We start from the raw sequence: 17,705 nt of genomic DNA, 5'->3' as shown, positions 1-17,705 counted from the left end.
TATGCTTTGCGTGGCTTTTTTAATGATGTACCGCCGGATAACCGTGATGTATAATGGTCATCACGGTAAACCATCCGAACACACCGAATGTTAGTACCGAAAAACCAATGCCTAATATGTTTTTATTTCTAAAAGATGAAATAGCTGCAAATACGCCTAGCAATGTTGTTAGTGCAAAAATAATCATAAGACCCACTCGAAGAAACCTCCTTTAGGTAACTTAAAATTAAAGCGCTATCATTAGCTTATCCCTTCAATTGTAAAACTTTTCTAACCGTTTGTCGAGATGAAAACCAATCTTTCTTTCGTCTTATTAGCTTAGAAAGGTCCTTACTTTCATTTATAAGATGATGTGTGTATGATAATGCATATAACGGAAATAAATTTTACAAGGAGGATACATTATGAACTATCATCGTATACCGCTAGGACCTATTCAAACGAATTGTTATGTCGTTGCTAACGAAAAAAAAGAGTGTTTAGTTTTTGACCCGGGAGCTCAGGGGAAACAGCTCGTTGAATTTCTAGAAAAACAAACGTATAAACCGTTGGCTATTTTGTTGACACACGCTCATTTTGATCACATTGGAGGAGTAGATGAAGTGATGAATCACTACTCTATCCCGCTTTATGTACATAAAAATGAAAAAGAATGGCTTCATAATAGTGATTTAAACGGTTCGAAATTTTTTGATTTAGGAGAAATTACGGCTCCAGATGCAACTGATATTATTTCAATCGAAGGCAATTTAACAATTGGCTCATTCCAATTTGAGGTGTACGAAACGCCTGGCCATTCTCCGGGTAGCGTTTCATATTATTTTAAACCGGGTAACTTTGTAGTATCTGGTGACGCGCTTTTTGCAGGCGGCATTGGACGCACAGATTTACCTGGAGGCAATCAAGCTCAGCTGTTAGAAAGCATCGAATCGAAATTGCTGTCCCTTCCAGAAGATACGCTTGTACTAAGCGGTCACGGACCTGAAACAACTGTGGGACACGAAATGGATCAAAATCCTTTCCTAAATGGTTTTTAAGAATACAAAAAGCGATGGAAGCCCATCGCTTTTCTCTTTACTGTCCTGGTGTCATCATAAAAGTTGACCAGTACGTGAACCCCACAAAAAAGACGGTCAAATATGCTCCGAAAACGTAAATGTACATTCTTTCAGACAGCTTTAAATAACTAAGAATTACAAAAAAGCCTGTTTGAGCTAAAAAGAGTAAAGAAGTCTTATGCATGTGACCGAGGTAAAACATTACAGTGAAAATTGCTGTCCAGAACCCCATTACACGGTACATTCGTTCCACGTCCATTTCCTCCTTTATCAAACTTAGTTAGTGTCATGATGAATGTCATCGCTGTGTAAGCACTAGAAAGCACTTATGAAACTATATCGATACTTTTCCATTATAATACATCCTTTCTTTCCTGAAAACGCTATCTTTTCCTTGAAATACGACAGAAGAAAAAAAGTTATACAAAACATGTGCAAAATAATATACAAAAGTTATACAAAACGTGTACAATGTATATAAACAATCTATAACTAAAAAAACGGGAGGGTTTCATATGGAAGAAATTAAATTTTATACGTACCCGAGCTGTACATCTTGTCGTAAAACGAAAAAGTGGCTAGTGAAGGAAGATGTAAATTTTAAAGAGCGTCATTTATTTAGAGAAACACCTACTCATAAAGAAATGCTTGAACTTCTTTCTATGACAACAGAAGGGATGGATGAACTTCTTGCTAAAAGAAGTCAAGAATATAAAAAGTTAAATGTTGATGTGGATAGCATGACGCTATCAGAAGTGGTCAATCTATTAATTGAACATCCTCGTTTGCTTCGCCGACCAATTTTAACAGATGGTAAAAAGCTTGTAGTAGGCTATAACGAATCTGCTCTTAAAAATTTAGTCAAGAAAAAAACAAGTCTTGCTTCTCTAGTTGTGTAAGCGTACATGATGAAGAAGCTCAATTCAGTAAATAATGAATAAAACGACAGCGTCGAGTTTTACATCACGTTGTCTTTTTTTATGTAGTCGTTTAGAGATGTACAGAAGTTGTACATCGTGTACAAGGACTGAAGCGAAGAAAAGAAGCGTATACTAAAAAATTATAAAAAATGAAAAAAGAAGGAGGAAAATCTCGAAAAAGGTCGAAATTACTGTTTCTAGATGTTTTACCAATCATCTTGATTACAAATAAAGGAGTGATGATCGTTTGACCGAAATTGAACAGTTTGCTACTTACGTTATACGAGATGCATATGAGTGCCGAAGTTCTGATGTGCATATTGTGCCCCGAAAGAAAGATGCTGTGATTCAGCTGCGAATTGACCAAGAGCTTATTTTAAAGAGGGTTATTTCAAAGGAAATGTCTGAACGGCTCATTTCGCATTTTAAATTTTTAGGAGGAATGGATATTGGCGAGCGCAGAAAACCTCAAAATGGTGCATTGACCACTTCCATTGATCACTATCAAGTAAATTTGCGTTTATCAACTCTTCCTACTTCTCATGATGAAAGTCTTGTTATTCGGCTTTTGCCTCATCAACAATCTACATCTCTCAAACATTTATCTCTTTTTCCTGAACATACTAAAAAGCTTATTTCTCTCTTGAAATTCTCTCATGGATTAATTATTTTTACCGGTCCTACAGGACCTGAATTTAGGGATAACTTCTCTTACAATTAAAAATGATTCAACTTTTTTTGATTCGGTGCTTTACATTGGGATTTTTCTCAATATAATACAGCTGGATACATTTGAATGATTGGAGAGTTTTGGTTGTGAGAGAAATTAAAAACGTGGCGATGTATTTGCGATTATCACGAGATGAAGAAAATCAGGGCATTGATACAGTGCTGGCTAATCATCGGAAGACATTAATAAATTTTTGTAATCAAAATAAATGGAAATATACTGTATACCAAGAGATAGCATCCAGTTATGACATGGTACGTGAAAAATTGACTGAAATGCTTGAGAAAGTAAAGCAAGACGAATATGACGCGGTAGTAGTTATGGACGTAGATAGATTATCTCGGAACGACTATGATGCTTCAGTAATATTTAAAACACTCTCGGATTCCAATACAGCTATTGTAACGCCAGATAAAATATATAATTGGGATAATGATGGAGACAACCTGCTCTTGAAGATCCAATCGATTGTAGCTGCTCAAGAATACAAACAAATCAAAAAGCGTATGCAACGTGGTAAACAATTTGCTACAGAAAAGGGCTACTGGGTTCACGGCACACCGCCACTTGGGTATGATAAAAATCTCAAAACTCGTAAACTGTTTCCGAATGATGAAGCAAAGCATGTCCAATTTATTTTTAACTCCATTGTTGACGGCAAAACAGTATCAGATGTTTATCATGCTTTAAACAAAATGGGCGTTAAAACAAGGACCAACAGCAAATTCGCTTTCAACTCAATTATGCGTATTGTAACAAATGAAGCATATAAAGGGACTATCGTTAGCAATCGCTACATTGCGAAGGACAAACAGAAACCTAAAAGCGAATGGATTTACATTGATAACGCACACGAGCCGATAGTGGACAAGCAAACGTGGGATAGGGCGAACAAAATTGTTAATACATACTCTTTTTCAGCTCTACGAAGTAAGAATAAAATTTATCCGACATCAAAGTTAATCGTTTGTGGGAACTGCGGAAAAGTTCAAGGAGCACAGCTAGCTCATACAGGTAAGTTGTATCTAAAGATATGTTCAAAATGTAAAAATCGTTCATTCCTTTATGAGCCGATATTGCGAGAAATTAAAAAGAAAATAGTTGAACGGACTCCTGAAGTTTCGGCTCAAATTAATGATATTCAGCAGAAAAGTAACACTTCTGAAGTGGAGTACAAGAAACAACAAATTGGAGAACGTATTCAAAAAGCCACGGTAGCATTGGGCAAGCTGTTACCCTTATATGAGGAAGATATTATTGATTTAAAACAATTCAAGGAGCGTAAAGCTCACCGTGAGCAGGAAATTAAGGAATTAAAGTACGAACTTCAACAGGTTATACAAACAGACCCTAAAGATAAAATAGCGGATTTGCAGGAAATGAAGAAGCGTATTGAATACCTGTTAAATAATTGGGAGTGTATTGATGGGGAAGGGTTGACCGATGAACAAGTGAATCGAAGCTTACACTTTATAGTTGAGTGTATTAAGTGGACATATCCGAAAGGAAAAGATGTAGAACCTAAGTTAGAAATTATATATAAAACAAAATGATTTTATAAATTATCTTTGATGCATATTTGTTTTATAATTTAAAGAATTATAGTATAATAGGTGCAGACAAGCAAAGGTACATTGACTTGATGGCGGTGAAATCGCTGCCTGTTTTTTGAAAGGTATCATTTATTCTGCGCGCTGTGTCATGTGTTAATATGGTTAGCGTGTTTACCGGATCTTCCGATGAATTAAAAAGGTAGAATTTCTTTGCTTGTCGCATTTTAAGTTGTAAGGGGTAGATTGCTATATCTAATCGTACATATGTTGAACTAAAAAGCGACGCTTCTCAGATAAAAGAAAAATTTAAAAAGTTAGAAAATTTTGATGATATAGCATCTTTGTTAGAAATACCGGTAGAGTTTTTATGGAAAATTTTATTTCGAGATATGCCCACTAATTATCGAACCTTCAAACTACGTAAAAAAAATGGTGGCGAACGCACTATTTATTCTCCTACATCGAATTTAGCAATCCTTCAAAAAAAGCTAGCTTATATCCTATCTTTAAAATACAATGTCCATCAAAGGGCTCATGGCTTTGCTAAAAGACGAAGCATCGTAACAAATGCATCCGAACATTTAAATAAAAGATATGTCCTTAATTTTGACTTGGAAAATTTCTTTGAAAGTATTGAATTTCCTAGAGTAAGAAATATGTTTATATCTTATTTCGGATTAAATGAGAAGGTGGCTACCACTTTCGCAAATATTTGTTGTCACCCTAAAGGTTTTCTACCACAGGGAGCAGCGACATCTCCTATCGTTTCTAATATCATTACTAATGGCTTGGATAAAGATTTAATGAGAATTGCTAAAAACGCTAATTGGTGTAAATATACTCGTTATGTAGATGACATTACACTTTCAAGTAACAGTATGAAATTTCCTAAAGAAATTGCCCAAGTTTTAGATGGACACGTAGTACTCAGCGAAACTATATTAAATACCGTAGAAAAGCATGGGTTTAAAATCAATGATGCAAAAACAAGACTTCAAAGCAATAAAGAAAACCAAACAGTTACGGGGATAACCGTGAATCAAATATTGAATGTAAATAGAAAATACATCAGGAGAATACGTTCAATTTTAGATTGTATTGAAAAGAACATTGACGCTGTAGAGCGCGCTGAAGAAATATTCAAATCAAAATATCCTTATCGTCAAAAGAGAGAAAATAAAAACCCCGATATGTTTCAAATATTGAAGGGGATGATATCGCATGTAGGAAACGTAAAAGGGAAAAAAGATCCTGTATATCTAAAACTTGCGAATCGATTTAATAATCTCATAGAGTTAGAGTTGAGCGATTTAAAACCTCTTAAGTTGCCAATGACTAGAAAAGCATTTCATGAAAATCATACATACGTTGTTGATGCTGAGAGAAATGCAATTTATTTTACCGATGATGGGTTCAATGAGGTTGGATATGGTCAAGGAACGGGCTTTCTTTTGAAAAATATTGGCTTGGTTACAAATGCTCATGTCATTAGTGATGTTATAGATGTTATAAAAGAGAATAAAGGAGATTTCGCTCAAGAGTATTACGTATCGTTTTTTAGAGGAGCGGACTATCACACTAAACACTGGGCTAAAGTTCTTTACCACGATATTGAAAAAGATATTGCTATTCTAAGTCCAAAAGATATTGATATTTCTAAAGTAGGGTATGAGCTTAATGAATCTATAACACAAGGTCAGAAAGTTGAGCTTGTAGGTTTTCCTGATTATAGAGAAGGACAGGAAATTAGAGTTCAAGATGGTATTATACAAGGGATTAGGATGCATGAAAACGAAGATAGAACTCGAAAGTATAGACGTCACGAGATAACAACGACAATATACGGTGGTAACAGTGGAGGCCCAGTAGTTAATGAAAATAATGAAGTCATAGCGGTTGCAGTAAAAGGTGCAACATTAAGAGGTGTATCACCAAATGAAGTTATTCCGATATCAGATGTTATTAAATTATTAAGAGAGCAAGAACAAGTTGAAGAGGTTTCTGAAGCTTCAGTTGAACAAATATGATAAAAGCAGGGTGCAAAAAGCATCCTGCTTTTTATTATTTCTAATACTCAAAAGGACGGTATTTCTTCCGTAGCAATATCAACTCTTCCTTTTTGTCCACTAAATCATCTTTTAAAAAAAGACTTATTGCTCCAGATTTCTTAACAGGATGTAGTTTACCATCGCGTATCATCCTACTTATTCTTGCTCTAGAGATCTCTAATAACTCGATTGCCTCTGGAGTAGTCAAAACAGACTCATATATAAATTTTCTTTTTTCTTCTCGTTTGATATGTTCAAATTCTTTCAATGGCGGTGTTAGCTCCTCTCTAAGATATCTCCAAAACCGGAGACATCTATCGAATTTTCGATACATCTATCCAAAATCGGATACATCTGCCGAATTTTCGGCACATCTCCCCAAAAGTGGGGACATCTCCTCAAAATCGAGGATATCTCTTCAAAATTGAAGACATCTTTTTAACCTCGGAAAATTACGATGTTCAATATGCAAGGACCTATCGCAGCGCGATAGCCTTCTAATGCTTCAATTCTCGTAAGTGAACATCAAGTTCATAAGCTGCGTTATGATTTGCACAAGTTATATCGTCAACTAAATCTACACGTTTTTTCTCCGCAAGCACTTCCGCAAGCAACGGTAAATGTTGTATTACTGTGTATCTTCTATTCTTTTCATGAAAAACACCGTGCAGAAAGGTTTCAAATACGGCTCGGTCATGCTCTCCAGTTCCATCTTTATATTTGGTTAACGTGTTTACTAAGTTTGTCATGAGCTGTTTATTCATTATAATTACCTCCCAGTTCCGCAACGGTTTCTTTGATTAATTCCATGAAGTAGATTTGTGTCATTAAATCAGTTGAGTATGTTCTAGCAAGTCTAACGAGTGTTTTATTCATCTTTTTACCCCTCCTATTTGGTATTAAATACCAAATAATCATAAGATTTATTTTCTGAGTGGGTCAATAGGGAGCCTGAAATTGTTATGAACAAACAAAGTTATCTCCCAAAATCGCGTCCTCATATATAAATAACTTATATACACTTGCGATTTGAGTAGATAACTTTTTCTATGAACTCATCCTTACACCTCCGTTTCTTTACAATATAATAGTAGTGTAGGAGGAATTTTAAATGACAAACAAACGCATTTTTAATATAAAGGTCGCAAATTTTTTAATATCCAATGGAGCTGAATTAGTTGAAATCCGAACAGGGGAGGTGCAAAACCGCCCAGAGCGTCAGACATTTTTGTTCAAAAATGATGTGAAGCTTTCTGAAGCATTAATGAGTTATAAAACCAACTCACATGCTTAATATGACTAAGGGAGCAAGACTCACATGGAAACACTCACTAAGAAACAGTTTGCTGATAAATGGGACTTAGATGGCTCATTGAACGGTAGTAAATGGAAAAAACAAGAAAAGAAAGCGCAGCTATTGTGTAGATATGAAAAAACGGGCAAGAACCGTGGTATCCGTTATAACATTCTTGAAGTTTATGATGAACCAAAACAAACGATACATGGCAACACAGGGAAGACACCGCATAACAAAGGGAAGATTGATAAAAGCTCTTTGAAATATCAATTAGCGGAGTTGCTCGGTCTAACGTTCGGAGCAAACAATCTATTGGATTATCAAACCAAAAACAGTTACATGCAAATATTGAGCATAACGGGTAGAAACATAAAGCATATGGGAAACGTATTTGATGATATGAAATACCATGACTTAGACACCGCTGACAAGTACGTATTTAAGCAGGTACAAAACACACAGCTGTCATTGAATCGATTAATGAATGAAGCTCTTGATTTAATTCGTAAAGGAACGTTCCCAGGTGTAACACTACACGAACAGTTATTTGTTGCGCTTAGTGATGAAAGCCATCACAATGCTGACGAGATATTGAACGAACCTCAAGTATTGTATTCATTGTATAAACAGGCGAGAGCTGAGGCGAAGCTGAACGTTGAAGCCGAATACGGTACATCAATGTTTTTTGCAACCCGAATGCAATACATTGGTTATGAATACGAAGAATTGATTAGCTCTGACGCAAGATATCAGCTTCTGAAAGATAACGACATTGCGTATTTTTATTACAAGTACGCAATCGAGGGAACAATCGAACTGCCAGATATGTATATTTATGATGATGAAAGCTACGAGTACTGCGGTGAAAATACAACCGACTTAATCGAGCAACTGACCGATGAATTTATGATGAAGTTTACGGCTCATCGTAAAGAAACGTCCGTTAAACATATTGACTTGCTCATCAAACGGGGCGTGTCTGGAGATTTCCTTAACAAAGACATTATGTTGAAATTTGCTGATGAAGTACTTGATTTAATGTTCGGAGACCATGATGATGTGGTATTTAATAAATTGTATGCAGATTTAATGGATGACGCAAAACAGGAGTATCAAGCGGATCTTGTAGAATCTGTAAGAAACGGATTATCGGAAATGAATTGGTAATGTAGGGCAGGCCATAATTGGTCTGTCCATTTTTATGGTGTAGCTGATTTCCATTTTCATTACGTATAAATTATATATACATACTTAAAGGAGTGGATTTTATGGCAGCAGTTGTATTTTGTGATTATTGTCATTTAGTGATACGAGGGGATGAATGTTCATGTAAGGGAACAGGGACAGCATATAAACAAGGGGAACAAACAAGACATCCAAGTAGTACGAGGAAGTTTCAAAAGCTACGGAAGAAAATCATTAAACGTGACGGTGGTCATTGTGTGCGCTGTCGTATCAAATACGATTGGATGAGATTCGATAACCTGCAAGCTCACCATATCAAATCATGGAGGGACTTCCCTGAGTTAGCTTATGATGAATCAAACCTGATAACGGTATGTCGTGATTGTAACTTAGAACTAGGAACCAGTAATAAGCTTGATTTCAAATGGGAAACTCCAGAATTAGGAGTGCCAACATTATGACACCCCCTTAGGGAGGGCGTTTTTATTTTCGGGTAGGCAGGGAAGGACTAAGGGGTGGTCAACGCCAAAAAAAACGTTTCCCCTTTATTCAGAAATTTTCAGGAATAGCCCCCTATGTCCAAAAGAAAAAAACAACGGGGAACGAAAGGACTAAGGGGTGGTCAGTACAAAAAAAATTTTTCCCCGAAACTCAGAATTTTTTGAGATTCTCCCAAAACAAAAATTTTGCATGAACCATTTTGCCGAAGTTTGATATTTTCCCTAACTCGGAAGTTTTCCCGAAAACAAAAAAAACAGCACTTCCTACTTTTTTTCGTTTTTCGGGGAAAAATTTTTTTGGTGTTTACCACCCTCCTGTCCATTCACTCCCTTAACGTTTTTTTCTGAAATGATGGGGGGGCTTCATGCACACATTTTATGCAAAAATAATATGTAAATAAATTACAAAGACACGCAGAAACGTTGATAAATCAACAATGTATAAATTCTGCATATCGCAATAAATAACGCACTTCTGCAAACGTTATAGAGTCAACGTTGCTCAAAATCCACTGTTTACATAGAATATGTTATCGGAACTCATTTCTGTATTCCATATTCATTTCTTGCATATTACCCTAAACTTCCCCAACTACAAGATATTTACACTAATTTTTCATTCTAATAAAATCCACATTTTATTCTACATTAAACGCACATTCACCAGTGGGGCAAGAGGTTTTTAAATTTTTTACCGATCTTTCTTTACATCGGAATTTTTCTCAGTATAATAGTAGAAATCGAAAAATGGGGAATCAATATGCCAAAAAGACTACCGAAAATTAAAGTAACAGTGACAAATCAACCGTCACTTGAAAATATGAAAAATCTTGCAGAATACTTAACCAAAATAGCCTAACCACGGCTATTTTTTTATTGGTCAAAAGTTGTCCTAAATTCCCATAGAATGATATTGATAAAAATGGTAGAAATTGAAATAATTCTATGAAGTTTATATAAGTTAGATTAAAATAAAATGTATGTTTTTAAACTATATTGTATTTATGGAGTGTTGTATTGTGAGACTAAAGTACTTCGTTTTAGCTTTTTTTTCAAGTGTATTTGGTATCCTAGTTTATCTCTTAATGAGTAAAAATGTTCCTGTCCCCATAATCGCTACTATTATTGGTAGTACGACTGCTAGTCTTATCACTTTTATTAGTTTGAGAGAAAATCTTTCATATAATAGCAGAAAGGATCTCGCTTCAGCTGTTCCAGATAAAATAGGAGCTGTTAAGACTTTGAAAATGAAAGTAGAGAATTATAAAGAAAGTACCCATCCCGAAAAAGTGAAAGAAGATACCATGTTGTTTCATAAAAAATTTTTATATATTGTTTATGACGCTCCACCTGGAAAAAATATTACATCTGAATTAGAAGAGATGAAAAAGCTTTTACAGGCAGAAATGTATAAAGGTCCTAAAGATATATTGGAGGAGATAGAGACAGAGGGAATAGAAATTATAAAGTTAGCTGCGAATGTAGATGCAGTAACACTAATATTAATCGAACAGTTCGTAGAGTTAGTAAGGAAAGAAGTAAAAGATTTAATAAGTGAGTTGACTAATTCTATGAATGACCTATTGGACGAGAAAAAGAGTAAACAGACCCTTTCTCGGAAAACGGTTAGCGAAGCTGAAGACATAATCTTTAAGTTCATGGATGAGAAATTTTTAAAGTTCAAAGATGAAGGTTATAAATTGATTGAACAAAGGGGAGAAGAGATGGCCTCTGTTCTTGAAAAAAAGAAGGACGAGATTATTGTTGACTTTAAGGTTTATGGGGAAACAGCTAAACGTCTTACTGGTAGTATTTTTGATAATGTAAAATATTTTAAAAAATAACTGATTTCTAACTGGTAGTATTCTTAATGGTGATGATGTACATTTTCTGAAAATCCATTGGGATTTTTGCAAAACAAGTTTAAATAAAACCTTAAGTGACTAAGCTTAGGGTTTTATTTTTTTAATTAGTTATCTCTAAACTCCCTTCAAACAGGATCAGGTAAAACCACTACTCTATATACTCTTTTACACGAAGTAAAGCACCTTTTTAATCGAAATGTTATTACATTAGAAGATCCTATTGAAAAACCGAGCGAAACCGTCCTTCAAGTACAGGTAAATGAACGGGCAGGGATTACGTACACGACTGGTTTAAAAGCTATATTGCGCCATGACCCAGACATTATCATGGTGGGAGAAATAAGAGATAGTGAGACTGCCAAAATTGCTGTGAGAGCAGCGCTTACCGGACACTTGGTTTTGACAACGATGCATACTAAAGATACAAAAGGATCTTTGTACAGGCTGCTTGAATTTGGCGTTAGCTTTCAAGAAATGGAACAGACCCTTGTAGCAGTAGCTGCACAGCGCCTTGTAGAAATTCGCTGTCCACTGTGTTCCGGAAAATGCCACCCCGCTTGTAAAAAAATGAGAAAACATCGTCAGTCCAGCATATACGAATTGCTTTATGGCAAGGAGCTTAGCGCAGTGATGAGAGAAGTGAAAGGAGAAAATGCGGATTATGATTATAAGACGCTCCGAGATGTTATTCTAAAAGGAATCGCGCTAGGCTATTTATATCCGCATTCGCTAGACGGATGGGGGTAAAGACAAATAGACAAAAAAGGTGGTCTCTTGCTCAACAAGCGAAAATTCTTAAGCAGGTCTCTAAGCTCTTAGAAAAAGGCTACACTCTTTCTCAAGCTCTTTCGTTTTTGACGTTTCAAGTATCTAACAAAGAAAAAACGGATATTGAAAAATGTCTTGAGCAGTTAAAACGAGGAGAATCTTTGCACGATGCTTTTGTTAAACTTCAGTTTCACCGTGATATTTTAAGCTATTTATATTTTGCGGAGCAACATGGAAACCTTCAATTTGCTTTAAAAGAAAGTAGCTCAATGATTGAAGAAAAAGTAAGGCATCGTAAAAAATTTCAAAAGCTTGTTCAATATCCCGTATTGCTACTGCTGTTTATTCTTTCCATTTTATTTGTTTTAAGTACGGTTTTACTTCCACAGTTTGAAGCTCTGTACTTATCCTTTGGAAACAAGCAGTCTTCGTTTATCCTCTTATTTATGCAGGCGATGTCTTTCTTTCCTTTTGTGTTGCCTGCAGTCATCAGTATGCCAATCATCCTGTATTTGTTTTATGTGATGTACATTAAAAAATTGCCTCCAGTAGTTCAAATGCAGCTTTTTATGAGAGTTCCCGTTATCCGAACGTTCACACGGCTATTTAACTCGTACTTTTTTTCTGTTCATATGAGCAATTTACTAAATGGTGGTTTATCTATTTATGAATGCTTTGCTCTTTTTCAAAAGCAAGAGCATCATCCGTTTTTTCAAGTGGAAGCTTTTGCTTTTACAGATCAACTTTCCTCAGGAATGCGATTAGATCATATCGTTTCAGGTAAATCTCATTATGAAAAAGACTTGGCTCATGTTATTGTGCATGGTCAGCAGAACGGTGAGCTTTCTCAAGAACTGTATGATTACAGTCTATTTATGATGGAAAGAATAGAACAGTTTATTTTTCGTATTTTAAAATATGTACAGCCGCTTACATTCTTATTCATCGGAATTGTCATTCTGCTTATGTATATGTCCGTTATGCTTCCGATGTTAGAAGTGATGTCGAGCTTGTAGAAAGGGGAAAGAATATGATTCTAAAAGGTAATAAAGGATTTACCCTTATTGAAATGCTCATTGTTATGCTCGTTATTACCGTGCTTTTGCTCATTATGATTCCAAATGTATTAAAGCATAATACGGTTATTAACAACAAAGGCTGCTCAGCTCTTGTCAAAACCGTAGAGGCTGAGGTACAAGTATATGAACTTGAAAACGGCGAAAAACCAAGTCTAGAAGAGCTTGAAGCAGGAGGCTACTTAAAAGAAGGCACCGTGTGTCCAAATGGTCAAGCTATTCAAATTGACGGTACCGGAAAGGTTACGGCTAATGGTTCTTCTTAAGCAAAAAGGATTTACCCTCATTGAGATGCTGATGGTTTTATTTATTGTGCAAGTGATGATGTTTTCCATTATCGTAACCATTCGGCCGCTTGTGGAATATTACAAAATCACATTATTCTTGCGACAGCTGCAAAGTGACACGTTTTATGTGCAGCAGACAGCCATGAACCGCGAATCTCCAATTAAAATTAACTTCGCACCAAAGGGAACAGAATATATTGTTTCTGATTCTCGTGCCGTTCTTTATAAGCGTGCCTATGACTCCACCATTCATATCACGTTTGGAAGCGGTAATTCCACGATACAATACAACAAAAACGGCAATATTTCTCAAGCAAAGACCATTTTTATCAGCAGCCAAAAATTTAAATACAAAGTTACTTTTCAAATAGGTAGAGGACGTTTTTATGTGGACAAGATGTAAGGGCCAGCAGGGCTACACCTTGTTAGAAATGCTTGTGTCATTTAGCATGCTTTTACTCCTAACCGGTACAATTATTCCTTTGTATGTTCAGATGAAGGAAGCAGAAAAGAAGCAATATGTCTCGTATCAAGCCGATGCTATCTTGCACGAAGAGCTATTGAAATATAAATATGAAACAGGATATAAACGGCGAGAAAAAATCGTAAAGGAAAACGTTGCATTTTATCTGAAATGGAACGGAGAAAGTGCTCAAAAGCTTTGTGTAGAATGGACAGATTCCGCTGATAAAATGAAAAAGAAGTGTGATGTGATGTTGAAGTGAAAAGTGAAAAAGGCTTTACGCTTGTAGAGATGTTAGTCAGTTTTACTCTTTTTTTGCTCATTGTTTCATTTTTCCCCATTATTATTCCGCTAGCTAAGCAAACATATAATCCAGACTTTAGTATGAATGAAATGGAGTGGGAAATTTTTGTGAATCAACTTGCTATGGAATATCGAGAAGCAAAAGAAGTGAGAATTCATGCGACTACGCTTACGTTTAAAATGGAAAATAATCAGATCATCACTTATGAACGCTACGAAGACAAGATAAGAAGACGAGTGGATGAAAGCGGTCATGAAGTTGTGCTGCAGCATATTAAGAATATTATGTATGAACAGCAAAAAGAAAGGCTGTTAATTCGTTCAACAGACGGTGTTAACAAAGTTAGAGAAGAAACCATTACGACGTTTTTGATCCTTGCTCATGAAACATAATGAGCAAGGATTTATTCTCCCCGTTGTTTTGGCATTTTGTGCGCTTTTTCTTCTGTTAGTAGCTCAGCAAACCACTTATTTTGTGACGAAAAGTTCATTTTATCAAGAAGTAGAGCAGAAAAATCGTCTGCAGCATCTTTTAGAAAACGCGGTTGTACATGTAAAAAAAGAAATAAAAGAACATAGTAAATCTCCATCTGCCTCTTTAGTATTAGAAACTGGTACGGTTTCATACGAAGTAGTAAGTGAAGATGAACAGATGATCATCCTAAAAATAAAATGTCAAACATTGCAAGGAAGAGCATTGACAGAAACCGCATATATTCAAAAAAAGGATCAGCACATTGTGAAGTGGACGGATTAAGTCTCTTTCTCTCCGGATATAATAGTGCTGAGGAGATGATTATATGAAAACGAATGATTATGTAAAATATATGACTCAGCAATTTGTACAATATATGGATCAGCCAAAAGAAGAGAGGAAAACGAAAAAAATTCAAAAAAAAGAAGAACGAGCACCTTTTGCAAACAGATGGTTTGGAATGATTCCGCTGTCGTTTATGCTGTGGTATCGAAAGAAAAAAGAAAGATGAGCATATCATATGCTCATCTTTTTTTTAACCGGCTTGTGTTTTGTTAAATTGACGAGACATCGTTTCAGGCGATATGTAAAATAAGCCACCGTTTATAAACTTAAATAATATAGTCGGTTCGTACAGCTCTTGAAGCGCTGTTTTTTCGGTCACATATATTTCTGGCAGCTCTTCTGCTGTTTCGTAAAAATGATCAAGAAGCGCTAAGTCTTCATACCATCTTTCCTGCGCTTTTTCTGCCCATTCAGTCGGCTGAGCTTTAACATAGTCAGTCACATATGATGTGAGTCGTGCAATCGCACTTTTCGGCCTAATAAAAGGTGAAAGAGTAAAGCAATAGTCTGAGATTTTAGATGATAAATTTTGATGAATGATTAATTCATGAAAGGATTCAATAATTTGTCCATTGATTAAATTAATGCCAAGCGACAAGAGCTCATCTTTTTTACGATCGCATTTGTACGAGACTTTAATATTTAACGCAAGCCAAGGGTGTAAAGGCTGATTTGTTGGCTGTGCTGATGCAACTTGTTCATACAGATGAATAAATCCGCCTAGCTTTTGAGTAGAAGCGAAAATTTGATGCAGCCTAGGTGAACCAAAATGAATTCGTTCTCCTTGAACAGAATCATCTTCAAACGCTGGGTCTGTAATGAAAGTGAGTGAAGCAGGATTTGCTTCTCCGCCTGTCTTTTCAACATAATGCCAATAAAATGGACGATTCATCAACTCTTTGTCAAGTTCGATCGTTAATTGAACCGTTAGATAAGATGGCGTTTCTGTGATAATAGAACAATTATTAGCTAGAAAGTAACGCTTTAAAAATTGATGAATATCAGTTTGCTGCATGCTGATCCTCCTCGCTGTCTTCGTATTGAATAATAGACGTCAAGTTCTCCATTTTGATTTTTATTTCTCCTTCACTCCGTGAATGAAATAAAATATCTTGAATATGCTCTTCGATATTTTTTAAATCAAGCTTTGTTAAAATATCATCTAACTCTCCAACAACTCGTTCAAAAAGATTTATTTTTTCGTATAACAATTTTAAAATATGTTCTTCGACCGTATGTTGAATGGCTAAATTGTAAATGTGAACATCATGTTTTTGACCTAAACGATGGACCCTTCCAATTCGCTGTTCTAGACGCATTGGATTCCACGGCAGATCATAGTTAATAATATGATGACAAAACTGAAGATTGATTCCTTCTCCGCCCGCTTCAGTGGCAATAAATACTTGCGCGTGGCTTTCAAAAAGCTGCTTCATCCAGTCTTTTTTACCTCGCTTAAATCCTCCTCTAAACGGTACAGAGGTAATTCCGTGCTGTTTTAAATACCACTGTAAATACAGTTGAGTTGCTCTGTACTCAGTGAAAATAATGACTTTGTCATCAATTTTTTGAACGAGCTCCAGAACTTTTTCTGCTTTTGCATTTTGCGGCACTTGCTGAAGTAGTTCCATTAACGGAGTAATCATATGTTCCGTTAATGCGCTGTTTGGATCTTCCTGACGTTCCAGCATGTTTTTTAATGTCATATACACCGCTTCACGGCTGCTGCAGGCCTCTCGCTGCAGGGTTAAAATTGAAAAAGCGCTTGAAGGGTGGAGTCCGTTTCCTTTAAAAGATGTAATCGCATCGTATAGCTCCCGTTCTTTCGGCGAGAATTCAACAGGAATGGTTTGAACAATTCGCTTCGTCCATTCGATACCCGTATCGTGGCGGCGATTTCGAATCATAACTTTGTTAACAAGCTCTTTTAAGTGTTCATCGTTTTGCAAAGAGCGTTTTTTAGCGGAAAATAATTCTTCGAAATAGTCTTTATTGCCGAGGTGACCAGGCTTTAAAAGAGAGACTAAGTTAAAAATTTCTTCAATTCGATTTTGAATCGGTGTTGCGGTTAGCAACAGACAAAATTTCTTTTTTAGACTTTGCACAAATTCATAGTTTTTTGTTTTGTTGTTTTTAAGTTTATGAGCTTCATCAATGATGATGAGGTCGTAGTCTTGTTCTAGCACAATTTCTCGATGAGGAGAACGTTTTGCTGTATCAATTGAAGACACAACGATGTCACACTGATCCCACACATATGATTTTCTTTGAGGGACTGCGGGAATATAAAATTTTTGGTTCAATTCCATAGCCCACTGGGAAACAAGCGAAGCTGGAACTAAAATGAGAACTTTTTTAACAAGTCCGCGAATCATATATTCCTTCAAAATTAACCCTGCTTCAATCGTTTTGCCCAGTCCTACTTCATCTGCTAAAATGGCTTTTCCATTCATTGTTTCAACTACTTGTTTGGCTACTTCGAGCTGATGAGGAAGCGGCGTTAAATCGGCTAGATGTTTTGGGCTTTGTAGTCCTTCAAATTCTGAGATAAGCGTTTGGTCTTCTATTTCATAGGCAAGTTTATACAAATCCCATGCAGACCAGGGTCCGTCTTGCTCCAATTTAGTTGAGAAGGCTGCTTCCCATGTTTCATCGATGTTTAATTTCACTTTCATGATAAAAATGCTCCTTTGTAAAAAATTTTTATTGAACAAATGATAAGAATCAGGTAGGATAAAAATATATTTAGAAAATTTGAAAAAGAAAATAGATTAGCACTTTACAAATGATTGTGTGAATAAAGATAGATACATCTTTCAGTAGTATGCCCAA

Annotated in this window: 21 protein-coding genes and 2 pseudogenes; 17 read left to right on the top strand and 6 right to left on the bottom strand. The window is 35.8% G+C overall.

Annotated elements, in window-relative coordinates; all coding sequences use genetic code 11:
- Nucleotides 1-19: 19 nt before the first annotated feature.
- Nucleotides 20-196: a DUF2759 domain-containing protein gene (locus OK414_RS23590; RefSeq protein WP_013059181.1), complete on the bottom strand. Its 177-nt coding sequence runs from the start codon at nt 194-196 to the stop codon at nt 20-22.
- A 208-nt stretch (nt 197-404) separates the two neighbouring features.
- Here OK414_RS23590 and OK414_RS23585 point away from each other — a divergent pair, with 208 nt between their 5' ends.
- Nucleotides 405-1,037 carry an MBL fold metallo-hydrolase gene (locus OK414_RS23585; protein ID WP_034648929.1) on the top strand — a complete coding sequence of 211 codons (633 nt, stop codon included), beginning with the start codon at nt 405-407 and terminating at the stop codon, nt 1,035-1,037.
- A 37-nt stretch (nt 1,038-1,074) separates the two neighbouring features.
- On the opposite strand, the gene OK414_RS23580 is transcribed toward OK414_RS23585, so the two are convergent.
- Entirely contained in the window at nt 1,075-1,311 is a 237-nt protein-coding gene (locus tag OK414_RS23580; RefSeq protein WP_013059179.1) for a DUF2626 domain-containing protein, read from the bottom strand.
- A gap of 262 nt (nt 1,312-1,573) precedes the next feature.
- Between OK414_RS23580 and OK414_RS23575 the strand changes: the two genes are divergently transcribed.
- The 4 genes and pseudogenes from OK414_RS23575 to OK414_RS23560 all read left to right on the top strand — a co-directional run bounded on the left by OK414_RS23575 (nt 1,574) and on the right by OK414_RS23560 (nt 6,288).
- Entirely contained in the window at nt 1,574-1,957 is a 384-nt protein-coding gene (locus OK414_RS23575; RefSeq protein ID WP_013059178.1) for a Spx/MgsR family RNA polymerase-binding regulatory protein, read from the top strand.
- Nucleotides 1,958-2,225: 268 nt separating this feature from the next.
- Nucleotides 2,226-2,666 (top strand): annotated as a pseudogene (locus OK414_RS23570) (ATPase, T2SS/T4P/T4SS family); the annotation flags it as partial.
- Nucleotides 2,667-2,794: 128 nt separating this feature from the next.
- Complete coding sequence (locus OK414_RS23565; RefSeq protein WP_263045104.1) at nt 2,795-4,261, top strand: recombinase family protein; 1,467 nt, start codon at nt 2,795-2,797, stop codon at nt 4,259-4,261.
- 341 nt (nt 4,262-4,602) lie between these two features.
- Nucleotides 4,603-6,288 (top strand): reverse transcriptase domain-containing protein, encoded by a 1,686-nt coding sequence (locus OK414_RS23560; RefSeq protein WP_263045103.1) that lies wholly within the window; start codon nt 4,603-4,605, stop codon nt 6,286-6,288.
- A 40-nt stretch (nt 6,289-6,328) separates the two neighbouring features.
- Here the strand turns inward: OK414_RS23560 and OK414_RS23555 are convergent, their stop codons facing one another.
- On the bottom strand, nt 6,329-6,577 hold the full coding sequence (locus OK414_RS23555) for a helix-turn-helix domain-containing protein (protein ID WP_263045102.1): 249 nt from the start codon (nt 6,575-6,577) through the stop codon (nt 6,329-6,331).
- 229 nt (nt 6,578-6,806) lie between these two features.
- Nucleotides 6,807-7,073 (bottom strand): hypothetical protein, encoded by a 267-nt coding sequence (locus tag OK414_RS23550; RefSeq protein WP_263045101.1) that lies wholly within the window; start codon nt 7,071-7,073, stop codon nt 6,807-6,809.
- A 347-nt stretch (nt 7,074-7,420) separates the two neighbouring features.
- Here OK414_RS23550 and OK414_RS23545 point away from each other — a divergent pair, with 347 nt between their 5' ends.
- The 12 genes and pseudogenes from OK414_RS23545 (at nt 7,421) to OK414_RS23490 (ending at nt 15,039) form a co-directional block, all read left to right on the top strand.
- A complete protein-coding gene (locus OK414_RS23545; RefSeq protein WP_263045100.1) occupies nt 7,421-7,603 on the top strand; it encodes a DUF5659 domain-containing protein in 183 nt (60 codons plus the stop codon).
- Nucleotides 7,604-7,627: 24 nt separating this feature from the next.
- Nucleotides 7,628-8,773, top strand: a complete 1,146-nt coding sequence (locus OK414_RS23540) for a hypothetical protein (RefSeq protein WP_263045099.1) — start codon at nt 7,628-7,630, stop codon at nt 8,771-8,773.
- Between the two features lie 101 nt (nt 8,774-8,874).
- Nucleotides 8,875-9,252: an HNH endonuclease gene (locus OK414_RS23535; RefSeq protein WP_263045098.1), complete on the top strand. Its 378-nt coding sequence runs from the start codon at nt 8,875-8,877 to the stop codon at nt 9,250-9,252.
- A 1,058-nt stretch (nt 9,253-10,310) separates the two neighbouring features.
- A complete protein-coding gene (locus OK414_RS23530) occupies nt 10,311-11,135 on the top strand; it encodes a hypothetical protein (protein ID WP_263045097.1) in 825 nt (274 codons plus the stop codon).
- Between the two features lie 150 nt (nt 11,136-11,285).
- Nucleotides 11,286-11,903 (top strand): annotated as a pseudogene (locus tag OK414_RS23525) (ATPase, T2SS/T4P/T4SS family); the annotation flags it as partial.
- Entirely contained in the window at nt 11,894-12,940 is a 1,047-nt protein-coding gene (gene comGB / locus OK414_RS23520; RefSeq protein WP_034648932.1) for a competence type IV pilus assembly protein ComGB, read from the top strand. The pseudogene OK414_RS23525 and the gene comGB, both read left to right, overlap by 10 nt.
- 14 nt (nt 12,941-12,954) lie before the next feature.
- Entirely contained in the window at nt 12,955-13,266 is a 312-nt protein-coding gene (gene comGC, locus OK414_RS23515) for a competence type IV pilus major pilin ComGC (protein ID WP_095378818.1), read from the top strand.
- On the top strand, nt 13,253-13,690 hold the full coding sequence (gene comGD, locus OK414_RS23510; protein WP_016765559.1) for a competence type IV pilus minor pilin ComGD: 438 nt from the start codon (nt 13,253-13,255) through the stop codon (nt 13,688-13,690). Before comGC ends, comGD begins: the two co-directional genes overlap by 14 nt.
- The gene (locus tag OK414_RS23505) at nt 13,674-14,012 is read left to right on the top strand and encodes a type II secretion system protein (RefSeq protein ID WP_016765558.1); all 339 of its coding nucleotides are present in this window, start codon (nt 13,674-13,676) and stop codon (nt 14,010-14,012) included. The genes comGD and OK414_RS23505 overlap by 17 nt, the downstream gene beginning before the upstream one ends.
- Nucleotides 14,009-14,446, top strand: coding sequence for a competence type IV pilus minor pilin ComGF (gene comGF / locus OK414_RS23500; RefSeq protein ID WP_095378817.1), 438 nt, complete (start codon nt 14,009-14,011; stop codon nt 14,444-14,446). Before OK414_RS23505 ends, comGF begins: the two co-directional genes overlap by 4 nt.
- Nucleotides 14,436-14,810, top strand: a complete 375-nt coding sequence (gene comGG, locus OK414_RS23495; RefSeq protein WP_095378815.1) for a competence type IV pilus minor pilin ComGG — start codon at nt 14,436-14,438, stop codon at nt 14,808-14,810. The genes comGF and comGG overlap by 11 nt, the downstream gene beginning before the upstream one ends.
- Before the next feature lie 43 nt (nt 14,811-14,853).
- Nucleotides 14,854-15,039, top strand: a complete 186-nt coding sequence (locus tag OK414_RS23490; protein ID WP_013059170.1) for a YqzE family protein — start codon at nt 14,854-14,856, stop codon at nt 15,037-15,039.
- A gap of 24 nt (nt 15,040-15,063) precedes the next feature.
- Here the strand turns inward: OK414_RS23490 and OK414_RS23485 are convergent, their stop codons facing one another.
- Both OK414_RS23485 and OK414_RS23480 read right to left on the bottom strand, forming a co-directional pair.
- Nucleotides 15,064-15,888, bottom strand: a complete 825-nt coding sequence (locus OK414_RS23485; RefSeq protein ID WP_016765555.1) for a YqhG family protein — start codon at nt 15,886-15,888, stop codon at nt 15,064-15,066.
- Nucleotides 15,875-17,548 carry a DEAD/DEAH box helicase gene (locus OK414_RS23480; protein ID WP_013085010.1) on the bottom strand — a complete coding sequence of 558 codons (1,674 nt, stop codon included), beginning with the start codon at nt 17,546-17,548 and terminating at the stop codon, nt 15,875-15,877. The genes OK414_RS23485 and OK414_RS23480 overlap by 14 nt, the downstream gene beginning before the upstream one ends.
- Nucleotides 17,549-17,705 lie beyond the last annotated feature (157 nt).

Source organism: Priestia sp. JV24 (assembly GCF_025910025.1).
GTDB lineage: Bacteria > Bacillota > Bacilli > Bacillales > Bacillaceae_H > Priestia > Priestia megaterium.
The sequence above is the reverse complement of the archived record's forward strand: the minus strand, read 5'-3'. Positions and strand labels throughout refer to the sequence as shown.

What these genes read in the sequence shown, in the direction of transcription:
- OK414_RS23485 (WP_016765555.1), bottom strand. Translation starts at nt 15,888, where the DNA reads ATGCAGCAAACTGATATTCATCAATTTTTAAAGCGTTACTTTCTAGCT.
- comGD (WP_016765559.1), top strand. Translation starts at nt 13,253, where the DNA reads ATGGTTCTTCTTAAGCAAAAAGGATTTACCCTCATTGAGATGCTGATG.
- comGG (WP_095378815.1), top strand. Translation starts at nt 14,436, where the DNA reads ATGAAACATAATGAGCAAGGATTTATTCTCCCCGTTGTTTTGGCATTT.
- OK414_RS23480 (WP_013085010.1), bottom strand. Translation starts at nt 17,548, where the DNA reads ATGAAAGTGAAATTAAACATCGATGAAACATGGGAAGCAGCCTTCTCA.
- comGC (WP_095378818.1), top strand. Translation starts at nt 12,955, where the DNA reads ATGATTCTAAAAGGTAATAAAGGATTTACCCTTATTGAAATGCTCATT.
- OK414_RS23490 (WP_013059170.1), top strand. Translation starts at nt 14,854, where the DNA reads ATGAAAACGAATGATTATGTAAAATATATGACTCAGCAATTTGTACAA.
- OK414_RS23550 (WP_263045101.1), bottom strand. Translation starts at nt 7,073, where the DNA reads ATGAATAAACAGCTCATGACAAACTTAGTAAACACGTTAACCAAATAT.
- OK414_RS23585 (WP_034648929.1), top strand. Translation starts at nt 405, where the DNA reads ATGAACTATCATCGTATACCGCTAGGACCTATTCAAACGAATTGTTAT.
- OK414_RS23540 (WP_263045099.1), top strand. Translation starts at nt 7,628, where the DNA reads ATGGAAACACTCACTAAGAAACAGTTTGCTGATAAATGGGACTTAGAT.
- OK414_RS23575 (WP_013059178.1), top strand. Translation starts at nt 1,574, where the DNA reads ATGGAAGAAATTAAATTTTATACGTACCCGAGCTGTACATCTTGTCGT.
- OK414_RS23505 (WP_016765558.1), top strand. Translation starts at nt 13,674, where the DNA reads ATGTGGACAAGATGTAAGGGCCAGCAGGGCTACACCTTGTTAGAAATG.
- OK414_RS23535 (WP_263045098.1), top strand. Translation starts at nt 8,875, where the DNA reads ATGGCAGCAGTTGTATTTTGTGATTATTGTCATTTAGTGATACGAGGG.
- comGB (WP_034648932.1), top strand. Translation starts at nt 11,894, where the DNA reads ATGGGGGTAAAGACAAATAGACAAAAAAGGTGGTCTCTTGCTCAACAA.
- OK414_RS23545 (WP_263045100.1), top strand. Translation starts at nt 7,421, where the DNA reads ATGACAAACAAACGCATTTTTAATATAAAGGTCGCAAATTTTTTAATA.